At 66.1% G+C, this 17,991-nt stretch carries 16 protein-coding genes; 7 read left to right on the top strand and 9 right to left on the bottom strand.

Annotated features, from left to right (window positions below; genetic code table 11):
- Positions 1 to 242: 242 nt before the first annotated feature.
- Both U0C82_RS05380 and U0C82_RS05375 read left to right on the top strand, forming a co-directional pair.
- Positions 243 to 2,522, top strand: a complete 2,280-nt coding sequence (locus U0C82_RS05380) for a transglycosylase domain-containing protein (RefSeq protein ID WP_322186065.1) — start codon at positions 243 to 245, stop codon at positions 2,520 to 2,522.
- A gap of 273 nt (positions 2,523 to 2,795) precedes the next feature.
- The gene (locus tag U0C82_RS05375; protein ID WP_322186063.1) at positions 2,796 to 3,557 is read left to right on the top strand and encodes an SDR family NAD(P)-dependent oxidoreductase; all 762 of its coding nucleotides are present in this window, start codon (positions 2,796 to 2,798) and stop codon (positions 3,555 to 3,557) included.
- A gap of 22 nt (positions 3,558 to 3,579) precedes the next feature.
- Here the strand turns inward: U0C82_RS05375 and U0C82_RS05370 are convergent, their stop codons facing one another.
- From U0C82_RS05370 to U0C82_RS05350, 5 genes are all read right to left on the bottom strand, one after another.
- Positions 3,580 to 3,714 carry a hypothetical protein gene (locus U0C82_RS05370; protein ID WP_322186062.1) on the bottom strand — a complete coding sequence of 45 codons (135 nt, stop codon included), beginning with the start codon at positions 3,712 to 3,714 and terminating at the stop codon, positions 3,580 to 3,582.
- Between the two features lie 156 nt (positions 3,715 to 3,870).
- On the bottom strand, positions 3,871 to 4,638 hold the full coding sequence (locus tag U0C82_RS05365) for an anti-sigma factor (RefSeq protein ID WP_322186060.1): 768 nt from the start codon (positions 4,636 to 4,638) through the stop codon (positions 3,871 to 3,873).
- Complete coding sequence (locus tag U0C82_RS05360) at positions 4,635 to 5,207, bottom strand: sigma-70 family RNA polymerase sigma factor (RefSeq protein WP_322186059.1); 573 nt, start codon at positions 5,205 to 5,207, stop codon at positions 4,635 to 4,637. The genes U0C82_RS05365 and U0C82_RS05360 overlap by 4 nt, the downstream gene beginning before the upstream one ends.
- Positions 5,208 to 5,474: 267 nt before the next feature.
- Positions 5,475 to 5,642 (bottom strand): DUF1328 domain-containing protein, encoded by a 168-nt coding sequence (locus U0C82_RS05355; RefSeq protein ID WP_322186058.1) that lies wholly within the window; start codon positions 5,640 to 5,642, stop codon positions 5,475 to 5,477.
- 320 nt (positions 5,643 to 5,962) lie between these two features.
- Positions 5,963 to 7,789 carry a flavin-containing monooxygenase gene (locus tag U0C82_RS05350; RefSeq protein ID WP_322186057.1) on the bottom strand — a complete coding sequence of 609 codons (1,827 nt, stop codon included), beginning with the start codon at positions 7,787 to 7,789 and terminating at the stop codon, positions 5,963 to 5,965.
- Between the two features lie 253 nt (positions 7,790 to 8,042).
- On the opposite strand from U0C82_RS05350, the gene U0C82_RS05345 reads away from it, so the two are divergent.
- Together U0C82_RS05345 and U0C82_RS05340 are read left to right on the top strand one after the other, a co-directional pair.
- On the top strand, positions 8,043 to 9,620 hold the full coding sequence (locus U0C82_RS05345; RefSeq protein WP_322186056.1) for an alkaline phosphatase D family protein: 1,578 nt from the start codon (positions 8,043 to 8,045) through the stop codon (positions 9,618 to 9,620).
- 196 nt (positions 9,621 to 9,816) lie between these two features.
- The gene (locus U0C82_RS05340; protein ID WP_322186055.1) at positions 9,817 to 11,655 is read left to right on the top strand and encodes an ABC-F family ATP-binding cassette domain-containing protein; all 1,839 of its coding nucleotides are present in this window, start codon (positions 9,817 to 9,819) and stop codon (positions 11,653 to 11,655) included.
- A 58-nt stretch (positions 11,656 to 11,713) separates the two neighbouring features.
- On the opposite strand, the gene U0C82_RS05335 is transcribed toward U0C82_RS05340, so the two are convergent.
- The 3 genes from U0C82_RS05335 to U0C82_RS05325 form a co-directional block, all read right to left on the bottom strand.
- On the bottom strand, positions 11,714 to 12,508 hold the full coding sequence (locus U0C82_RS05335) for an aspartyl/asparaginyl beta-hydroxylase domain-containing protein (RefSeq protein ID WP_322186053.1): 795 nt from the start codon (positions 12,506 to 12,508) through the stop codon (positions 11,714 to 11,716).
- 154 nt (positions 12,509 to 12,662) lie between these two features.
- The gene (locus U0C82_RS05330) at positions 12,663 to 14,105 is read right to left on the bottom strand and encodes a helix-turn-helix domain-containing protein (RefSeq protein WP_322186052.1); all 1,443 of its coding nucleotides are present in this window, start codon (positions 14,103 to 14,105) and stop codon (positions 12,663 to 12,665) included.
- Positions 14,106 to 14,199: 94 nt separating this feature from the next.
- On the bottom strand, positions 14,200 to 14,337 hold the full coding sequence (locus U0C82_RS05325) for a hypothetical protein (RefSeq protein WP_322186898.1): 138 nt from the start codon (positions 14,335 to 14,337) through the stop codon (positions 14,200 to 14,202).
- A gap of 339 nt (positions 14,338 to 14,676) precedes the next feature.
- Between U0C82_RS05325 and U0C82_RS05320 the strand changes: the two genes are divergently transcribed.
- Entirely contained in the window at positions 14,677 to 14,943 is a 267-nt protein-coding gene (locus U0C82_RS05320) for an SMc00767 family acetate metabolism repressor (protein WP_322186051.1), read from the top strand.
- Positions 14,944 to 15,110: 167 nt separating this feature from the next.
- Positions 15,111 to 16,097, top strand: coding sequence for an adenosylcobinamide-phosphate synthase CbiB (cbiB, locus tag U0C82_RS05315; protein WP_322186050.1), 987 nt, complete (start codon positions 15,111 to 15,113; stop codon positions 16,095 to 16,097).
- Positions 16,098 to 16,196: 99 nt separating this feature from the next.
- On the opposite strand, the gene U0C82_RS05310 is transcribed toward cbiB, so the two are convergent.
- Entirely contained in the window at positions 16,197 to 16,949 is a 753-nt protein-coding gene (locus U0C82_RS05310) for a gamma-glutamyl-gamma-aminobutyrate hydrolase family protein (protein WP_322186049.1), read from the bottom strand.
- Between the two features lie 268 nt (positions 16,950 to 17,217).
- Between U0C82_RS05310 and U0C82_RS05305 the strand changes: the two genes are divergently transcribed.
- Entirely contained in the window at positions 17,218 to 17,964 is a 747-nt protein-coding gene (locus U0C82_RS05305) for a DUF6894 family protein (protein WP_322186048.1), read from the top strand.
- Positions 17,965 to 17,991: the final 27 nt, after the last annotated feature.

Below are 17,991 nucleotides of genomic sequence, written 5' to 3'. Positions count from 1 at the left end.
CCACCTTCGCGTTGCGCCGCAGCATCGCTGCGCCACAATTGGTTCAGGTCCCGTTAAATCGCCGTATTTAAAGTCTGGAAAGGACGTCGCCCGCCATGGGGGCGTCGGAGCGAGCCCGGTCTTGTCCGCCGCGAGAGGCAGGCAAGGGGGCGCGTCAGGACGGGGCATGTCTCCATGTCCAGGCATTGCCTGGCGGTTACAAACCGGTCGCGACAACGGTGAGACAAGCGGGGGCCATAGCGATGGCAGCCAGACGGCAAGAACGGATCGAGCCCAGTTTCGGTGGGAAACTCGATGCAACGGGCGACGACGATTTCCGCGTGACCGCGGACGATCGCGCGGTGCCGTCGGCCGCAAACGACCGCGCCCGCAAGACGGCGAATGCCGAACCGAAGCAGCGCCGCTCCTTCTTCGGCCCGCGCAAGGCGAAAGCCGGACGCCGAAGCGCGGGGTCCGGCGGCGGCGGCGATGGCGGCGGCGGGTCGCGCCGGCGCAAGCGTGGCTTCATCGGCCATCTGTTCCGGACGGGTTTCACGCTCGCCATCTGGGGCGCGCTCGGTATCGCCGTGCTTCTGGGCTATTTCGCCGTGCAGCTGCCCTCGGAGGCCTGGGAGATCCCGGACCGGCCGCCGAACGTGAAGATCGTGGCGGTCGACGGCCGCATGATGGCGAACCGGGGCCTGACCGGCGGACGCGAGGTCTCCCTCGACGAGGTGAGCCCGTTCATTCCGCAAGCCGTGATGGCGATCGAGGATCGCCGCTTCTACGATCATTTCGGCGTCGATCCGATCGGTATCGCCCGTGCGGCATTCGAGAACTATCAGGCCGGCGCCACCGTGCAGGGCGGTTCGACGCTGACCCAGCAGCTCGCCAAGAACATCTTTCTCAGTCCCGAACAGTCGCTCCAGCGCAAGATCCAGGAAGCGATCCTGTCCCTGTGGCTGGAGCAGAAGTTCACCAAGAACCAGATCATGGAAATGTATCTGAACCGGGTCTATTTCGGATCCGGATCGACCGGCGTGGAAGCCGCGTCCCGACGCTATTTCAACAAGAGCGCGGCCGATGTGGACCTGCATGAGGCGGCGCTTCTGGCCGGGCTCCTGAAGGCTCCCTCGCGGCTGTCGCCCGCCCGCGATCCGGAGGCGGCCAAGCAGCGCGCCGACATCGTGCTCGCGGCGATGCGTGAGGAAGGCTTCATCGACGAAGCCGAATTCAAGGCGGCCAAGGCGGAGGAGCCGACCAAGGCGAAGAGCTTCTGGACGGGCGCGGAGAACTATGCCGCCGACGTCGTGATGGAGGATCTGAAGGACCTTATCGGCGATGTGAAGGAAGACGTCATCGTCGAAACGACCATCGATCTCGATCTCGAGAAGGAAGCCGAGAAGGTCATCAAGGCGACGGTCTACGGTGCCAAGCAGAATGTCAGCCAGGGCGCATTGGTGGCGATCGACGGAACCGGCGCGATCCGCGCGCTCGTCGGGGGCGTCGACTATTCCAAGAGCCAGTACAACCGCGCCTTCCAGGCGCGACGCCAGCCCGGCTCCGCCTTCAAGCCCTTCGTCTACCAGACGGCGATGGAACAGGGATGGCGGCCCGAGACGGTGCTGAACGACGCGCCGGTGCAGATCGGCAACTGGACGCCCCAGAACTACGACAATCGCTATCGCGGTCCGGTCACGATCGCCGTGGCGTTGCAGAACTCCCTGAACACCATCGCCGCCCAGCTCATCGACGCGGTCGGGCCCGCCTCGGTCATCGAGACGGCGAACCGCATGGGCATCAAGTCGCAGATCGGCGACAATGCCGCGATCGCGCTCGGCACGTCCGAGGTCTCCCTTCTGGAACTCACCGATGCGTTCACGCCCTATTCCAACGGCGGCTACGAGGCAAAACCCCATCTGGTGAACCGCGTCACGTCCGAGACCGGAAAGGTGCTGTGGGAACGCGGCGCCGAAGTGCCGCCGGTGATCGTCGATCCGGACACGGTCGCCATGATGAACGCCATGCTGGCGCGCGTCGTCAGCGCGGGAACCGGTCGCAGGGCGGTCCTCGACGGCTGGGAGGCGGCCGGCAAGACCGGCACCACGAACGACTACAAGGATGCCTGGTTCATCGGCTACACCGCGAACCTGACGACCGGCGTCTGGCTCGGCAACGACAATGGCGCCAGGATGCAGAAGGTGACGGGCGGATCGCTTCCGGCCGAAGCCTGGCACGCCTTCATGACCGCCGCCCACGAGGGCCTGCCCCCGACACCGCTTCCGGGCGGCTACGAGATCGGCGGACCGCAGGCGCCGCAGATCGCCGACGGGTCCGACGGCGGATTCTACGATCCGGAAATGGCCGGGGCTTCGGACCAGTATTATGCGCCCGCCGGCCAGATCCCGCCGGAGAATGTCGGCGGCGAACAGCGCGCGGCCGATGGGGCCGCACGGGTCTTCAACACGCCGCCACCGCCCGGCGTCACCGTCGAGCGCCGGGTGCGCAACCCCTCGCTCCTCGAAAGCATCTTCGGAATGTGACGACCAGACCCCCGACCCCTCACGAAAGGGCCGGGGGTTTTTCGTCGCGCGACGGTCTTTGCGGAAGAGGTCGATCGGTGGCCGGCCGGGCCCTTGCCGCTGGAGCATTCCCCAGCGTCTATCCAGCCGCGGGAAAATGCTCCAGCCGTCTCAGGTTTCCCGCATCGCGCTATCCGAAAATCGATTCCGATCGTCGGGCCGATGCTCTAAGATTCTTCGCGACGGATCGGACGGTGTGGTTCGACCGGCCCATTCTTCAAGCGAGGACGCGCCATGAGATTTGCCTTCTATCCGAGCCTCGACGGCACCGGCGTGATCGTGACCGGCGGGGCGTCGGGCATCGGCGCCGACATCGTGCGGGCGTTCGCCGCGCAGGGCGCGAAGGTCGGCTTTCTCGATTTCGACCGGGAGGGCGGCGAGGCGCTGGCGCAAGAATTGTCGGGGACGGGCGCGACGGTCCGGTTCGAATTCTGCGATCTGCGCGAGGTTGACACGATCAGGCCGGCCATGGAACGCCTGTTTGCGACGATCGGCACGCCCGGCGTTCTCGTCAACAATGCCGCCCGCGACGACCGCCACGACTGGCGGGACGTGACGCCCGCCTATTACGACGAACGCATCGCGACGAATATCCGGCACATGTTCTTCGCCACCCAGGCGGTCGCGCCGAAGATGATGGAGGCCGGCAAGGGCTCGATCATCAATATGGGTTCGAATTCCTGGTGGGAAAAATCCGGCGGCATGCCGGTCTACACGACTTCGAAGGCGGCCGTGCACGGCATGACCCGTTCCTTCGCGCGCGATCTCGGACCCTATCGCATAAGGGTCAACACGGTCGTGCCGGGATGGGTGATGACGCCGCGCCAGAAAGAGCTCTGGGCCACCGAAGAGGCGCTCGAGAAGCATCGTGCCAACCAGTGCCTGCCGGACCTGATCGATCCGGTCTACCTGGCGCGGATGGTGCTGTTCCTGGCATCGGACGATGCCGCCATGTGCACCGCCAACAATTACATGGTCGAGGCCGGCTCGATCTGAACGTCGGCCTCGGCCCGCAGTCTCAGTTGCGGCCGAACAGCGAATGCATGGTCGGGAAGCGCGACGGCTTGAACGGGTTGGTCCCGAAATCGCTCTGGCCGTTTCTCAGCTTCATGGCGACGCTGCGATAGCTTGCGGTGCGCGGGGTTCTGGACATGAGGTGAATTCCTGCTTGCGGTTTGTCTTCTGCTGCAATGCAATATGGCCCCGGCCACCGCAGCTCACAACGCCGCCCAGCGGGATGCGCCTATGCCTTTTCGCGGCGTCTGGGATTAAGCCTGCGTTCAGCATTGCGTGCTTCCGGCGCCGGCTGTCAGATCCGGTCGAGCGCCCCCGTGGCGACGACGGGGCCGGTCGGCGCGCCGGTCGGCGATCCGCCTTCGGGCTCGAGCGAGACGGCAAGGGTCGCGTCGGACGCGTCGGCGCCAAGGTCCCGGAGCCGCAGCTTCAGCGGCTGTTCGGCTTCGATCAGGCCGAGCGAGCGCGGGGCCGGGGCCGTCTCCTCGATCAGCCAGAGTTCGGGAACGCGGGACTGGTCGGCAACGCCCGCGACCGGGATCAGCGTCGCGGTCTGGCTCTGCAGGTCGACGACGACGGTGAAGAAGGTCTCGCCGGTGCTGGAGGCAAGGCGGGCCGTCAGCGTCGTCTCGCCCGGCGTTCCGAGGGTCTTCAGGCCGGTCGCCGGCACGAGGGTGGCGAGGGCCGCGAGGGAGGCGACGGCAAGGAGCGTGCTGGCGCCGGCCAGCGTGCGCCAGATGGGCGAGACGCCACCGAGACCCTTCGTGGCCTTGCGCGCGGCTTTCGGCGACTGGACATGGTTGCGATAGGCCGCGCCGACGCGCGCGATCCGGTCGATGTCCTCGCTGATCCGGTCCCAGACGATGGCGGGCGCGTTGACGCTCCTGATCTCGCGAAACAGGGGCGCGAAACGGTTCTCCCACCAGTGGACATCGGCGGCGAAGGCGGCATCCTCGCGCATCCGGCGTTCGGCCATGCGCCGATCCGCGCCGCCGAGGACGCCCACGGCATATTCGGCGGCCAGGTCCGGTGTTCCGTCCGGCTGATCGTGAAGGTCGCTCATCGGGAGAGACATCCTTTCAACTTGATCAGGCCGCGCCTGATGACACTCTTCATGGTTCCGAGGGGGACCTCGGCCTTGTCCGCCAGTTCCTGGTAGGTGACCCCACCGAAGAAGGCAGTACGAATCGCCTCTCCCGTTCGCCCGTCGAGTTCCTCGATGCAGGCGGCGAGACGCTGGCGTTCGTCCTCGGCACTCACCTGTTCGAAGGCGTCGGGCGATGCGTCGGCGATCTCGAGGGCGGTGTCGATGTCCTTCTCGTCACGGCGCCCGATCTGGCGAACCCGGTCGATCGAGCGGTTCCGCGCGATCGTCGCAAGCCAGGTGATGGGACTTGCGCGTTCGGGATCGAAATCGGCAGCCTTCATCCAGACGGAAAGATAGACGTCTTGCAGGACGTCCTCGGCTTCCCGCCGGTCGTTCAAGATACGCAGGGCCACGCCGAATAGCTTCGCCTGGGTTCTGTCGTAGACATGCTTGAGCGCGGCCTTGTCACCGGTCGCGACCTGTCGAAGCAGCGCGACCAGCTCCTGTCGGCCCACCGCCGCGTCCCGGTCCGGCATATCCCCCATCTACGCACTCCTTCGTTCCCCGCTAGAGGCCAACAGGCTCGTGGCGCGGAAGTCAAGGCGTCCGGACGGCTCGATGCGAACGCGAATGGGGCGTCGTGCCCGGCGGTAGGGAGGGTACACGCCGCCGGCCGATCACGGGCCCGGTCCCGTGACGGCCATGCCGCGAACGAAGACCGGGGCGGACCTTGCGATCCGCCCCGGCTGAAAGGCTTTGCCGCCAAGGAGCGGCGGCGAGCGCCCGCTCTCCAGGCGCGTTCGTGGTGCCGGTTAGAGCGAGCGCCCGCGGCGACCGAAGATCAGCGAGGCGACGAACAGGATGATCGCGATGACGGCAATGATTTTCGCAATGCCCACGGCAGTGCCGGCAATGCCGCCGAAGCCGAGAACGGCGGCGATCAACGCGATAACGAGAAAAGTAATGGCCCAACCCATCATGGTCGTGATCCTTTCAAGATCGATGAACGATCATCGGCTTTGGCCATCCCGTCTCGTCCTTCTGGCCAGTCGTCGGTGATTGGTAGCAAAACGTCGCAGGCCCGCGGGCGATCCGGTGGCCCAAATCACGTTTGCGTAAACTGGCGGATCGGACGGCGGCGTGAGGCCCATCGGCCTTGCGGAGCCGGCGCCGGCCCTTGCGATCGAGCCTCGCCGCTATCCGTGCCCGTTCGTCGCGGCAGGGCGGGACCGGCATCGTCGTTCGGACGTGCCCGATCCGCCCTGCCGGCAGACGAGAACAGGCGGCAGCGCTGCGGCGATCAGATGCCTTCGTGATGGACGTCCTGCCGGCCGTAGACCGGCGTCGGAATGCCGACCTGGCGTGCCTTGAGCTGGAGGGCGAGATAAAGCGAATAGTGGCGCGACTGATGGAGGTTGCCGCCATGGCACCAGAGGTGCTCGATCTGCGTCGGCTTCCACATGTTGCGCTGTTCGCCCTCCCACGGACCCGGATCCTTCGGAGTGTCGGAGCCGAGCCCCCAGACCTTGCCGACCTTTTTCGCCGTCGTCTCGTCGACGAGATCGGCGATCCAGCCGTTCATCGAGCCATATCCGGTGGCGAGCACGACGAGGTCGGCTTCGAGCTCGGTGCCGTCCTGAAGCCGCACGCCGGTTTCGGTATAGTCCGTCATCCTGCCGGAGACGAGCTTCACCCTGCCGTCAATGATCAGCTGCGAGGCGCCGACATCGATGTAGTAGCCCGAGCCGCGGCGCAGATATTTCATGAACAGGCCCGAGCCGTCGGCCCCCCAGTCGAGGTCGAAGCCGGCCTTCTCCAATCCCGCGTAGAAATCCGCGTCCAGCTCCTTCACCTTGTCGTAGATCGGCTTCTGGAACTCGTGCATGATCCGGTAGGGCAGGGATGCGAAGATCATGTCGGCGGTGTGGGTATCGATCCCCGCATCGAGCGCGCGTTCGGAGTAGAGATCACCGAGCCCGTGCTCCATCAGGCTGTCGGACTTGATGATGTGGGTCGACGAGCGCTGGACCATGGTCACGTCCGCGCCTTCTTCCCAAAGGGCTGCGCAAATGTCGTGGGCCGAATTGTTCGAGCCGATCACCACGACCTTCCTGCCGGCATAGCCCTCGGCGCCCGGATGTTCGCTGGAATGCTGGATTTCGCCCCGGAAGATATCCGAGCCGGGAAAGTCCGGCTTGTTCATCTTGCCGCTCATGCCCGTGGCGAAGACGAGTTCCTTCGGGTTGAGGGTGAGCCGTTCGCCGTCGCGCGTCACCTCGACGACCCAGTGGCCGGCCGCCTCGTCGTAACGGGCGCTCGTCGCCTCCGACTTCGTCCAGTAATTGAGCTCCATCACCTTGGTGTACATCTCGAGCCAGTCGCCGATCTTGTCCTTCGGCGCGAAGACGGGCCAGTTCTCCGGGAACTTGAGGTAGGGAAGGTGGTCGTACCAGACCGGATCGTGCAGGCAGAGCGACTTGTAGCGATGGCGCCATGAATCGCCGGCGTTCTCGCGCCGCTCCAGGATGATCGCCGGAACGCCGAGCTGGCGCAGCCGTGCACCCAGCGCGATGCCGCCCTGTCCGCCGCCGATGATCAACGTATGCGGCTGGACCGAATAGCCGAGGGTTCTCGTCTCTTCCGCGCGCTTTTCCATCCAGCTCCTGCGCTCCGGATCGGCGCCGTGCTCGGCCCCCATCGGGCGGTGTTGGCGCAAGGGCTCCTCATGGCCCTTCAGTTCGGTCATCGCGGTCAAGAAGGTCCAGGCCTTCGCGTCCTTCAGGCGCAGCAGGCCTTCGCCGCGCGCAACCGCGGTCTCGAAGGTGAACCAGGCGGTGACGACGCCGCCATCCTGCGTCGGTTCGCCGGCGAGGGCGAAGTTCTTCGGCCGGACGCGGTCGAGGGTCTCGGACAGCATGTCCCTGACGCCCGCCGGATCTTCCACGGTCTTGATGTTCCAGGTGAAGGCGACGAGGTCGCGCCAGAAGCTGGTTGCGGAAAACATTGCGGATGCCGCCTCGGCATCGCCTGCGGCGAGCGCGTTCTCGAATTCGGAGAACCAGCGTTCGGCCGCGTCCCGGGCCGGGCTCTTCGGTGTCGTCTGCGGTCGATCGAGCGTTTCGCTCATGATGCTCCTCCCTGATGGCGGCCGTCGCCGGCCCAAGATCGACGATTGCGGCGTTCTCCCAAACGCCTGTCCTGTCCGTCGCGGAAAGTCTGCGCCCGTGACGTGCGAAGCGCAAGGCGGCCATGTCCCGACCGCCTCGCCCGGCGATCGGCCGGTCCGGAAGTCATGAGAATTTTGTCGATCTGCAATCAGCCCGCCATCGCCGACGTGCACAGTTGGGAGGAAGCCCCGCCGTCCCCTCCAGGAGCCCTCGATGTTCGTCCGATCCCGTTTCGACCGCCGCAGCTTTCTGAAATCGAGTGCCGCGACCGGACTCGTTGCCGCATCGTCACTGTTCATGCCGGCGCTCAGCCGTGCGCAAAGCCGCCCGCGCTTCACCCATGGCGTTCAGTCGGGCGACGTCGATGCCTCGTCCGGCATGGTCTGGGTCCGGGCCGACCGCCCCGCACGCCTCGAATTCGAATGGGCGACGACGGAAAGCTTCAAGGAGCCGACACGGCTGCACGGGCTCGACGCGACGCCGAACAGGGATCTGGCGGTCAAGCGCCTTCTCACCGGCCTGCCGTCCGATCAGGAGATCTTCTGGCGTTCGCGGGCGACGGATCTCACCGACGGCAACGCCCGGTCGGACTGGATCACGGGCCATTTCCGCACTGCGCCGACCGAAAGGCGGACCGTGCGCTTCGCCTGGTCCGGCGATACGGCCGGGCAGGGCTGGGGGATCGACGAGAGCCGCGGCGGCATGAAGACCTATGCCTCCATGAACAATCACGACCTCGATTTCTTCATTCATTCCGGCGACACGATCTATGCCGACGGTCCCATCGAGGAACGCGTCGACCTCGAGGATGGCGGGACGTGGAAGAACATCGTGACGCCGGAAAAGTCGAAGGTGGCCGAGACGCTCGACGAGTACCGGGGCCAGTGGAAGTACAATCTTCTGGACGAGAACCTGAAGGCGCTGAACGCGTTCGTTCCGACCTTCTTCCAGTGGGACGACCACGAGGTCGTCAACAACTGGTCCTCCTCCAAGGACCTCACCGGCGACGACCGCTACCGGGTCAAGGACGTCATGCTGCTCGCCTCGCGGGCGGGGCAGGCCTTTCATGAGATGACGCCGATCCGTTACCAGCCGGAAGAGCCGGGCCGGGTCTACCGGACGATCCATTACGGACCGCTCGTCGACATCTTCTTCCTCGATCTCAGATCCTATCGCTCCGGCAATTCGGTCGGGCTGCAGGAGACGCGGTCGGACGAAACCCGCATTCTCGGCGACCGCCAGATCGCATGGCTGAAGACCGCGCTGACGCGCTCGACGGCGACCTGGAAGGTGATCGCGTCCGATATGCCGATCGGCCTCCAGGTCTGGGACAATCAGGGCGACGAACGGTTCGTCGAGGCGATCGCCAATGGCGATGCGGGTTCGCCGAAGGGCCGCGAACTGGAGATTGCCGAGATCCTGCGCTTCATCAAGGCGGAAGGCGTTCTGAACACCGTCTGGCTGACCGCCGACGTGCACTACACCGCCGCCCATCATTATTCGCCGGACCGGGCCGCGTTCCAGGACTTCGAACCCTTTCGGGAGTTCGTTTCGGGGCCGATCCATTCCGGCACGTTCGGGCCCAACGATCTCGACGCGACGTTCGGGCCGCAGGTGCGCTTCGTCAAGGCGCCGGAGGATGGCCGGGTGAACCTGCCGCCGTCCGAAGGCCTCCAGTTCTTCGGCCTCGTCGAGATCGACGGGGACAGCGAGGCACTGACGGTGCGGCTGATGGACCGGGACGACAACGAGCTGTGGACCACGACGCTGGAGCCGCAGCACGCGGCCTGACGGCGGCGTTTCGGCGACCGGGCAACGTTGTCCGGCGCGGGTCACGGCCTTCGGGTCGGCCGAACGGGTGCGGCGCCGGGCGACGCCCGGTTCCTGTGGCCCCTGGCGACCGGAACCGGCCCATTGCGGGTTTTATTCCATCGCGAAACCGTCCGATCCTCTTTCGCGGCCGGCGTCCAGCCGCTACATGGGCGCCATGGCTCTTCCTCCGCTTCTGCGCCTTTCCGGCGTCCGTCTCACCTTCGGCGGGACACCGCTCCTGACCGATTGCGAACTCAACGTCCTGCCCGGCGATCGCATCGCCCTGGTCGGCCGCAACGGGTCCGGCAAATCCACCCTGCTCAAGATCGCCGCCGGCCAGATCGAGCCCGATGGCGGAGAGGTCTTCCTGAAACCGGGAACGACGCTGCGCTATCTGCCGCAGGAGCCCGACTTCGGCGACTTCGAGAATGTGGGCGATTATGTCCGCTCGGGGCTCGGCCCCGCCGACGATCCTTACCGGGTGGACATGTGCCTGATGGCGCTGGGGCTGACCGAGGATATGCAGCCGGTCAACCTGTCCGGCGGCGAGGCCCGGCGCGCCGCGCTCGCCAGGACGCTTGCGCCCGAACCCGACGTCATCCTCCTCGACGAGCCGACCAACCATCTGGACCTGCCCACCATCGAGTGGCTGGAAGGCGAGCTCGGCGGCATCAAGAGCGCGATCGTCACGATCAGCCATGACCGGCGCTTTCTCGAAACCGTGACGGATGCGACCGTCTGGCTCGATCGCGGGGCGGCCAAGCGCCTCGACGAGGGCTTTGCCAGCTTCGAGGCTTGGCGCGACAAGCTTCTGGAGGAGGAGGAGCGCGACCTTCAGAAGCTCGATCGCAAGATCGTGCGCGAGGAGCACTGGCTGCGCTACGGCGTGACCGCGCGGCGCACGCGCAACCAGCGCCGGCTCGAGGGCCTGCACCAGTTGCGGCGCGACCGCAAGGAGTCCCGCCGTGCCGATGGCAAGGCGGTGATGTCGGCCGGCGAAACCCGCGAGAGCGGCAAGCTGGTCATCGAAGTGGTGGACGTTTCGAAGGCCTATGACGGGCGGACCCTCGTCTCGCAATTCTCGACGCGGATCGCGCGGGGCGACCGGCTCGGCCTCGTCGGCCCGAACGGCGCGGGCAAGACGACCCTGCTGAAGATGCTGATCGGCGAGATCAAGCCCGATTCCGGCAGGATCAAGCTCGGCACCAATCTGGACCTCGCCTTCCTCGACCAGAAGCGCGCCGCGCTCAAGGACGACGAGACCGTGACGGACGCGCTCACCGGCGGGCGCGGCGACCAGGTGATGGTCAATGGCGCGCCGCGCCATGTGGCGGGCTATCTCAAGGACTTCCTGTTCAAGCCCGAGCAGATGCGCACACCGGTCGGCAACCTGTCGGGCGGCGAGCGCGCGCGCCTGCTTCTGGCCAAGACGCTCGCGACCCCCGCCAATCTCCTGGTGCTCGACGAGCCGACCAACGATCTCGACATGGAGACGCTGGATCTTCTGGAAGAGCTCGTCGCGAACTATCCGGGCACCGTCCTCCTCGTCAGCCATGATCGCGATTTTCTCGATCGCACGGTGACCGCGACGGTCAGCCCGGCCGGCGGCGGCCAGTGGCTGGAATATGCCGGCGGCTATTCCGACATGCTGGCCCAGAAGCGGGATGCGGCCAAGGCCGAGAAGGCGAATGCGAGGCAGGGCAAGCCATCATCCGGCGCCAGGGGCGCGGCGGGCGGCTCGGGCGGATCCGCCGGCGAAGCCCCGGTGAAATCCACGGCGGCATCCGGCAAGCTCTCCTTCAAGCAGAAGTTCGCGCTCGAGAACCTGCCGAAGGAGATGGCGAAGCTCGAAAAGCAGATCGCCAGGGCCGAGGCGGAAATGTCCGACCCGCAGCTCTTCGCCAAGGATCCGGAGCGCTTCGCAAGGCTTGCCGCATCGGTCGAGGCGGACAGGTCGAGGCTGGCGACGATCGAGGACGAATGGCTGGAACTGGAGATGCTGACCGGCGGCTGATGCGTCGCCGCCGGGCCCACCCCGTCCCGTCCAACCCGCTGTGAGCGCCCGCACCCGTTTACCGGTGCTTGGTGCCTTCGCCGTAGAACATCGTCTCCCACTTCTTGTGGGCCTTGTAGCCTTCTCGGATGAAGGGCGTGAACATGGCAAGGTTGAGCACCGCCTTGTTGACGGCCTTGGCGGGCTGGTTCAGCGGCTTTTCGAAATCGACGAACAGCACCACGCGCACCGCGTCCGAGTGGTTCCAGGCCTCGTGCTCGTAGGCGTCGTCGAAGATCAGCGCCTTGCCTTCCTGCCAGTGGCAGGTCTGGTCGTCGATGCGGATGCCGACCTTGTCGGGCTGGTCGGGCACCATCAGGCCGAGATGGAACCGCAGGACGCCATTATAGGGTCCGCGATGGGGCGGCAGGTGCTTGCCCGGCTCGAAGATCGAGAACATCGCGGATTTGAGGCCGGGAATGTTCTGGAGAATGCGCCAGGTTTCGGGGCACTGCCGGATCGCCTCCTCCGACCTGATGCCGTAGCCGCAGAGAAAGAACGTCTTCCAGTTGCTGTCGGACGAGATCGAGCGCACCTCCGAGGAGATCTCGTGGAAGGCGGGCAGATCGCCCTTGCGCACCAGAAGCGTGTCGAGTTCGGCGCGGATCAGCTGCCACTCGGCCTCCACCTTGCGCGCCCAGGGAAAGTCGTCGGTCGCAAAGACCGGCGGATTGCCGACCGCGGAATGTTTGAGGTTCAGCCGCTCGGCCTTGTCGACGAGGGACTGGACGGTCCGCGCGACGAAGCCGCCGCCGCTCATCGTGTCTTCGAGACCTTCCGTCTTCGTCTTCTGCGTGGCGCTGGTCTTGCTCATCGGTTCACTCATACTCTCGCATGCTCTCGTCTCGTTCGGCATCATTCGCCACGCCGTCCTGGCGGAGGCAAAGCCCCTGACGATTCTGATACAATCTTTCCGTCATAGGGGTAAGCACGGCGCCTCGCCGTTCAAGGCCTCGACCCGCGCCATGTCACTGAAAGTCGAACGCGGAGAGCCCGGTCACCATCTCGTCGAACCCCGAGGGCCGGGTGAGCGGCGGCTCGGCGCGGGCAAGGCAGGCCTGGCGCTCGCACAGGCGGCACGCCGTGCCGATCTTCGTGAATCCGGTCCTGCCGGGCTCGCGCCTGTCGGTTCTGAGCTGGCGACCATAGACCGTCTCGTCCTTGAAGCCGATATCGCAGCCGATCAGGATCGCGGTCCGGCGCGGGCGCTCCTCGAAACCGGTCTGCAGCCCTTCCAGGGTGCGGGCGACCAGCAGGAACTGCGTCCCGTCGGGCGTCTCGGCCGCCTCCACGATGATGTGGCCGGGCTGGGCGAAGGCGGCGTGGACGGGCAGTTTCGGACATTCCCCGCCGAACCGCTGCACCGGAAAGCCGCGTGCGCCGGCCCGGCGGAAATGGTTGCCCGCATTGTCGATCTCCAGCATGAAGAACGGCAGGCCCGGTGCGCCCTGGCGCTGGAGGGTCGTCAGCCGGTTCGCGGCCTGCTCGAACGACACCTGGAATCGCGCGGCCAGGACGTCGAGATCGTAGGCTTCCGCGACTGCCGTCCGCTGGAACGCGCCATAGGGCATCAGCAGTGCGTGGGCGGCGTAGCGCAACAATTCGAACCGGGCGAGGCGGCCGGCCTCGTCCGTGGTGAAGGTGAAGGTGCGCCATTCCCGGTCGATGATTTCGCCGAATTTCAGCATGCAGGCCTGGAGCGCGATCTCGCGCAGGCGATCGGCATGGGACAAGCGCTCGGACAGGAACAACCGGCGCGAATGCCGGTCGAAGCGGCGCCGGTAGTTCGGCATGGTCTGGACGGGAAGCGTCTGCACGGCGACCTCGCGCTCGGCGCGCAGCCATGTGCGCAGGACGCCGTTGGCATCCTTGCCCGATTCCGGGAACAGCTCCTTGTGGAACGCTTCGGCCGCGCTGTCGATGGGGGCGAAGAAGTTCGGCCGGCCCTCGAAGATGTCGTGCACCTCGTCGATCGGCAGGCGGGTGCCGGCGACGCTGGTGGTGCGCCCGCTTTTCGCGAGCAGGGTGGACAGATCGGTCAGCCGGCCCTGTTGTTCGCGGTAGGCGCGGTAGAGCTTCAGCACGCCCTTGGCGGCGTTGGGCGCGGCATCGACGAGATCGGCCAGTTCCCGGTCATCGGCGATCTCGCCGGTCAGGAGCGGATCGGAGAACAGCGCCTTCAACCCGCTCAGCGTCTTGTCTTCCGATCCGCCGAGATCGCCGAGATCGATATCGTAGGTGTCGAGCAGCCGGGCCACCAGGGGCGCGGTCAGCGGCCGCTGGTTGCGCTCGATCAGATTGAGGTAGGACGGCGAGATTCCGAGTTCCTCGGCCATCGCGGTCTGCGTCAGGGAAAGCCCGTGACGCATGCGCCGGATGCGGGGGCCGGCAAAGATCTTGTTGTCGGCCATGGATCGTCTCTCCCCGTTCGCCGGTCGTCCCGCTTGCCTCGAGGGCGGAGCTTTCCGCATCGCCCGGCCCGTTCGCAAGGGGAGAGAAGATCCTTCAGGACAGGGTGAGGCCGTTTCGGCCGCGGCGGGCGCAGGCGGGGCCCGGTCCGCGCATGTAATAGCGCTCGGGGCGGTAGCCCGGACGAAGGAGGGCTTCGAGACGTGTGATCAAGCGCTTCCATGACGCGAACACGAGCGTGATCCTTTCCGGCATCGGGTGTGTTTCGAGAACAGGCCCAAACTGACTTGAATGCGTTGCGAATTTGCAAATGCGCATGCATTCGGGCGGAACTTTGATCAACGAACTCAAGCCGATGCCGAAGGTTGGCCCATGTGGTCGCCGTGCAACATGGCGGCGGGCGCGACCGCCATGCGGGCCTGCGGAAAATCGCCGGCCGCTCGCCGCGGCGCAGCGAGCAGCCGGCATGCCGCGGGCTTTTCCGCCCGATCCGGCCGAGGCACCCTCCGAAAGCCTTGCGAAGCGGGTCGGAAACGGTCAAAACACGGCCAACCGATTTTTGGGAGTGTACCTATGAGCGACAACAACACGACCGGCGAAGGCCGTCCGCGCACCCGCGTCCGCGAACGCGCCGAGGAGCAGTCGAGCTCCATGGCCGACGATCAGCAGGCCGCCATCCGCATGCTGGCCAACGATCTTCACCGCCTGAACCAGTCGGTGATGAAAGCCGTGGAAGCCGGTGTCTCGGTGGAACTCGTGCGCTCGGCGCGCCACCATGCGGGCAACGGCAACTGGGGCGATCTCCTGATCCCGGTCATCGTGCGCACCGAAACGTCCTGACGAAAGGCGCGCGACGCGCGTCCTCGACCGACCACGTTCGAAGCGTCGGTCGCGCTTGCCGAGCCGGCAACGCTGCCCGAGCGGGCCGGCTTCAGCGCTTTGGGCGCGCTTGAGGCGATCCGGCACGCCATGCCCTTCGCAGGAGGGATGAGGGCAGGACACTGGCGATGACCGGACATTTCGCGGTTCTTCTGTTCGCGACGATCCTCGACCGTGTGGTCGGCGACCCGCCCTGGCTCTGGCGCCGCATTCCCCACCCCGTCGTCGCCATCGGCGCCGTGATTTCAGCGCTCGACGGGCAGCTCAACGACAGGCGCGCGGCCGCTTCCGTGCGGCGGCGCAACGGGGTGATCCTGGCGGCGGTTCTCGTTCTCGGCGGCCTGTTCCTAGGGCTCGGCCTTGCGTCGATCTTCGCGCTGTTCGGTCTTTTCGGCGCCCTGTTCGAAATCGCTCTGGTCGCCGTCTTTCTCGCACAGAAGAGTCTGACCGATCACGTGCGTGCCGTGCGCGAGGCGCTGGCGGCGCGCGGGCTTGCGGCGGGCCGCGCCGAAGTCGCGATGATCGTCGGGCGCGACGTCAGTGCGCTCGACGAGGCGGGCATCGTCCGCGCCGCGATCGAGAGCCTGGCGGAGAACGCCTCCGACGGCATCGTCGCCCCGTTCTTCTGGTACCTGGTTCTCGGCCTTCCCGGCCTTCTCGTCTACAAGGCGATCAACACGGCCGATTCGATGGTCGGCCATCTCGATGCGCGCTACCGCGATTTCGGATGGGCCTCGGCGCGGCTCGACGACCTGTTGAACCTTGTTCCGGCCCGACTGACCGCATGGGCCCTCATCCGGGTCTCGAGGCTCGGGGGCAGGGCAACGCGCAAGGCGGCGATGGCGAAGGTGAAGCGTGACGCGGCGCTCCACCGATCGCCGAACGCCGGTTGGCCGGAGACCGCGATGGGGCTCGCCCTCGATCTGGCGCTGGGTGGCCCGCGCCGCTACGGCAGCGACATGATCGATGCGCCCGTCCTGAATGCGGGCGGGCGCCACGGTGCCGCAATCGCCGATATCGACGCGGCGCTCGATCTCACCGCAAAACTCTTCAATCGGCTGATTTTCGTATCGGGCACAGCGATGCTCCTGGCGGGGCTCGCCTCGCTTGCCTGACGCATCGTGGGTCCATGAAGCTGCACGATGCTTCGGCTATCGCTTCGGCTTCACGCCTCGGGCTTTGCGGAAACCAGGTCCGATCTTCGGGTCGAGATTCTAGCTTAGCTGCGGCCGATCCCGGCAGGCGGCGGCGAAGGCCTCGAAGATCGCCCGCGAGGCGGCGTCGGTCTCGGCCCAATATTCCGGGTGCCACTGAACGCCGAGCGCGAAGCTTGCCGCAGTCGTCACCGAAACCGCCTCGATCGTGCCGTCCGGCGCTCTGGCCTCCACCGTCAGCCCGTCCCCGAGGCGATCGATACCTTGGCGATGCAGGGAATTGACCCGGATCGGACCGGGGCCGACAATGCTTGCCAGAAGCCCCCCGCGTTCGATCGCCACATCGTGGCGGATCGCGAAGCGTTCGCGTTGTTCGTGATGCTTGATCGCCCGGTGATCCATGCGGCCCTCGACCTCCTGAAGCTCGGGAACGAGCGTTCCGCCGAAGGCGACGTTCAGTTCCTGATGACCCCGGCAGATGGCCAGAAGCGGAACGCCCATCGCGATCGTCGTCCGGATCAGCCGTTCTGTCATCCGGTCCCTGTCGGGATCGAACGGCTCGTGCGCAACGCTCGGCGGCGCGCCGTAGCGGTCCGGATGGACGTTCGAGACCGAGCCTGTCAGCATGACGCCGTCGACGCGCGCAAGAAGCGCCTCCACGTCGATCTCCTCGGCCATGGCCGGAACGAGGATCGGGATGGAGCCCGCAACGCGGGTCAGGGCCTTCAGATAGGTGTCGGGCGCGGCATGCCAGCAATAGTTCTCGAACGTGCGGACGTCGGCCGGAAGGGCGATCAGGGGAGGGCGAGACATCGGACTTCCATGCTGGGATCGGTGTTTGCGGGACGGCTCCGCGGCACGAGGGTAGATCGGCCTTCATCCCGGATTTTCAATCCGAGCCGCTTTGTTCGGTAGCGGACAAAACTGTGCCAGAACAGGCCAAGTCTTTTAAGCTGCGGGCGATTTCGCTATCGATTGCCGCTACGATCTGACCAAGAGTAATGTTTTGCCATCGAATGGACTGACGGGCGGAGAGGTCGTGCGTCCGGGCGGTTCGAGGAAAAGGTAAGCCCAACTGCCAATGAGACTGTTCTTCCATCTCCGCAAGTCGGCGACCTTTGTTCGCCGCGATGATGACGGCCAGGAATTCGAGACGCTCGACGAGGCCTATCAGATCGCGTGCCGGGAGATTCCGGAGATGGTCGCCGAGTTCCTGCGCCAGCGGACCGATGCGCTCGGCTTCGCGTTCGAGATCACCGACGAGGCGGGGCAGCTTCTGATGGAGATCCCGTTCCGGGAGACCGTGCGCGGGGCGGGCCGCCTCGACCTCGAACATGCGCGGGCCGCGGCCATCGTCTCGTCGAGGCTGAACGGGAAACGCTATTCCGGCGGCCCGCTCACGCTCAATGCCTTCATGAACTTCCCGATCGCCTGCGTCTTCCTTCTGCCCGACTTCCGGATCGCCGCCGTCAACGAGGCGTTCGAGGCGAGTGGCGTGCGGAAAGTCTCGACACTGGTCGGCCGCCCGTTCTTCGACCTGTTTCCGGACCGCGCCGAAAACGATGGTTTCGCGGGCCGCCGGAAGCTCGAAAGCGAACTGCGCGCCATGTTCCGCGATCCAAGACCCACGTCCTGGCGCTGCCAGCGCTACGACGTGCGCAACCTCGACGGGGCTTGGGCCGAACATTATTGGGACGTCTACAACTGGCCGATCTTCGACGAGGACGGAACGCTGGCCGGGATCGCGCACAGCGGTACGCTGGTCGATCCGCCCCCGAGGCAATTCCGGTCGAGACGGCACCAACGGCAAAAGGTGACCGAAGGCTGATCTTGTCTCGCGGCTCGCAAGGCCATA

This window comes from Fulvimarina uroteuthidis (genome assembly GCF_034321785.1).
GTDB classification, from domain to species: domain Bacteria; phylum Pseudomonadota; class Alphaproteobacteria; order Rhizobiales; family Rhizobiaceae; genus Fulvimarina; species Fulvimarina uroteuthidis.
The sequence above is the reverse complement of the archived record's forward strand: the minus strand, read 5'-3'. Positions and strand labels throughout refer to the sequence as shown.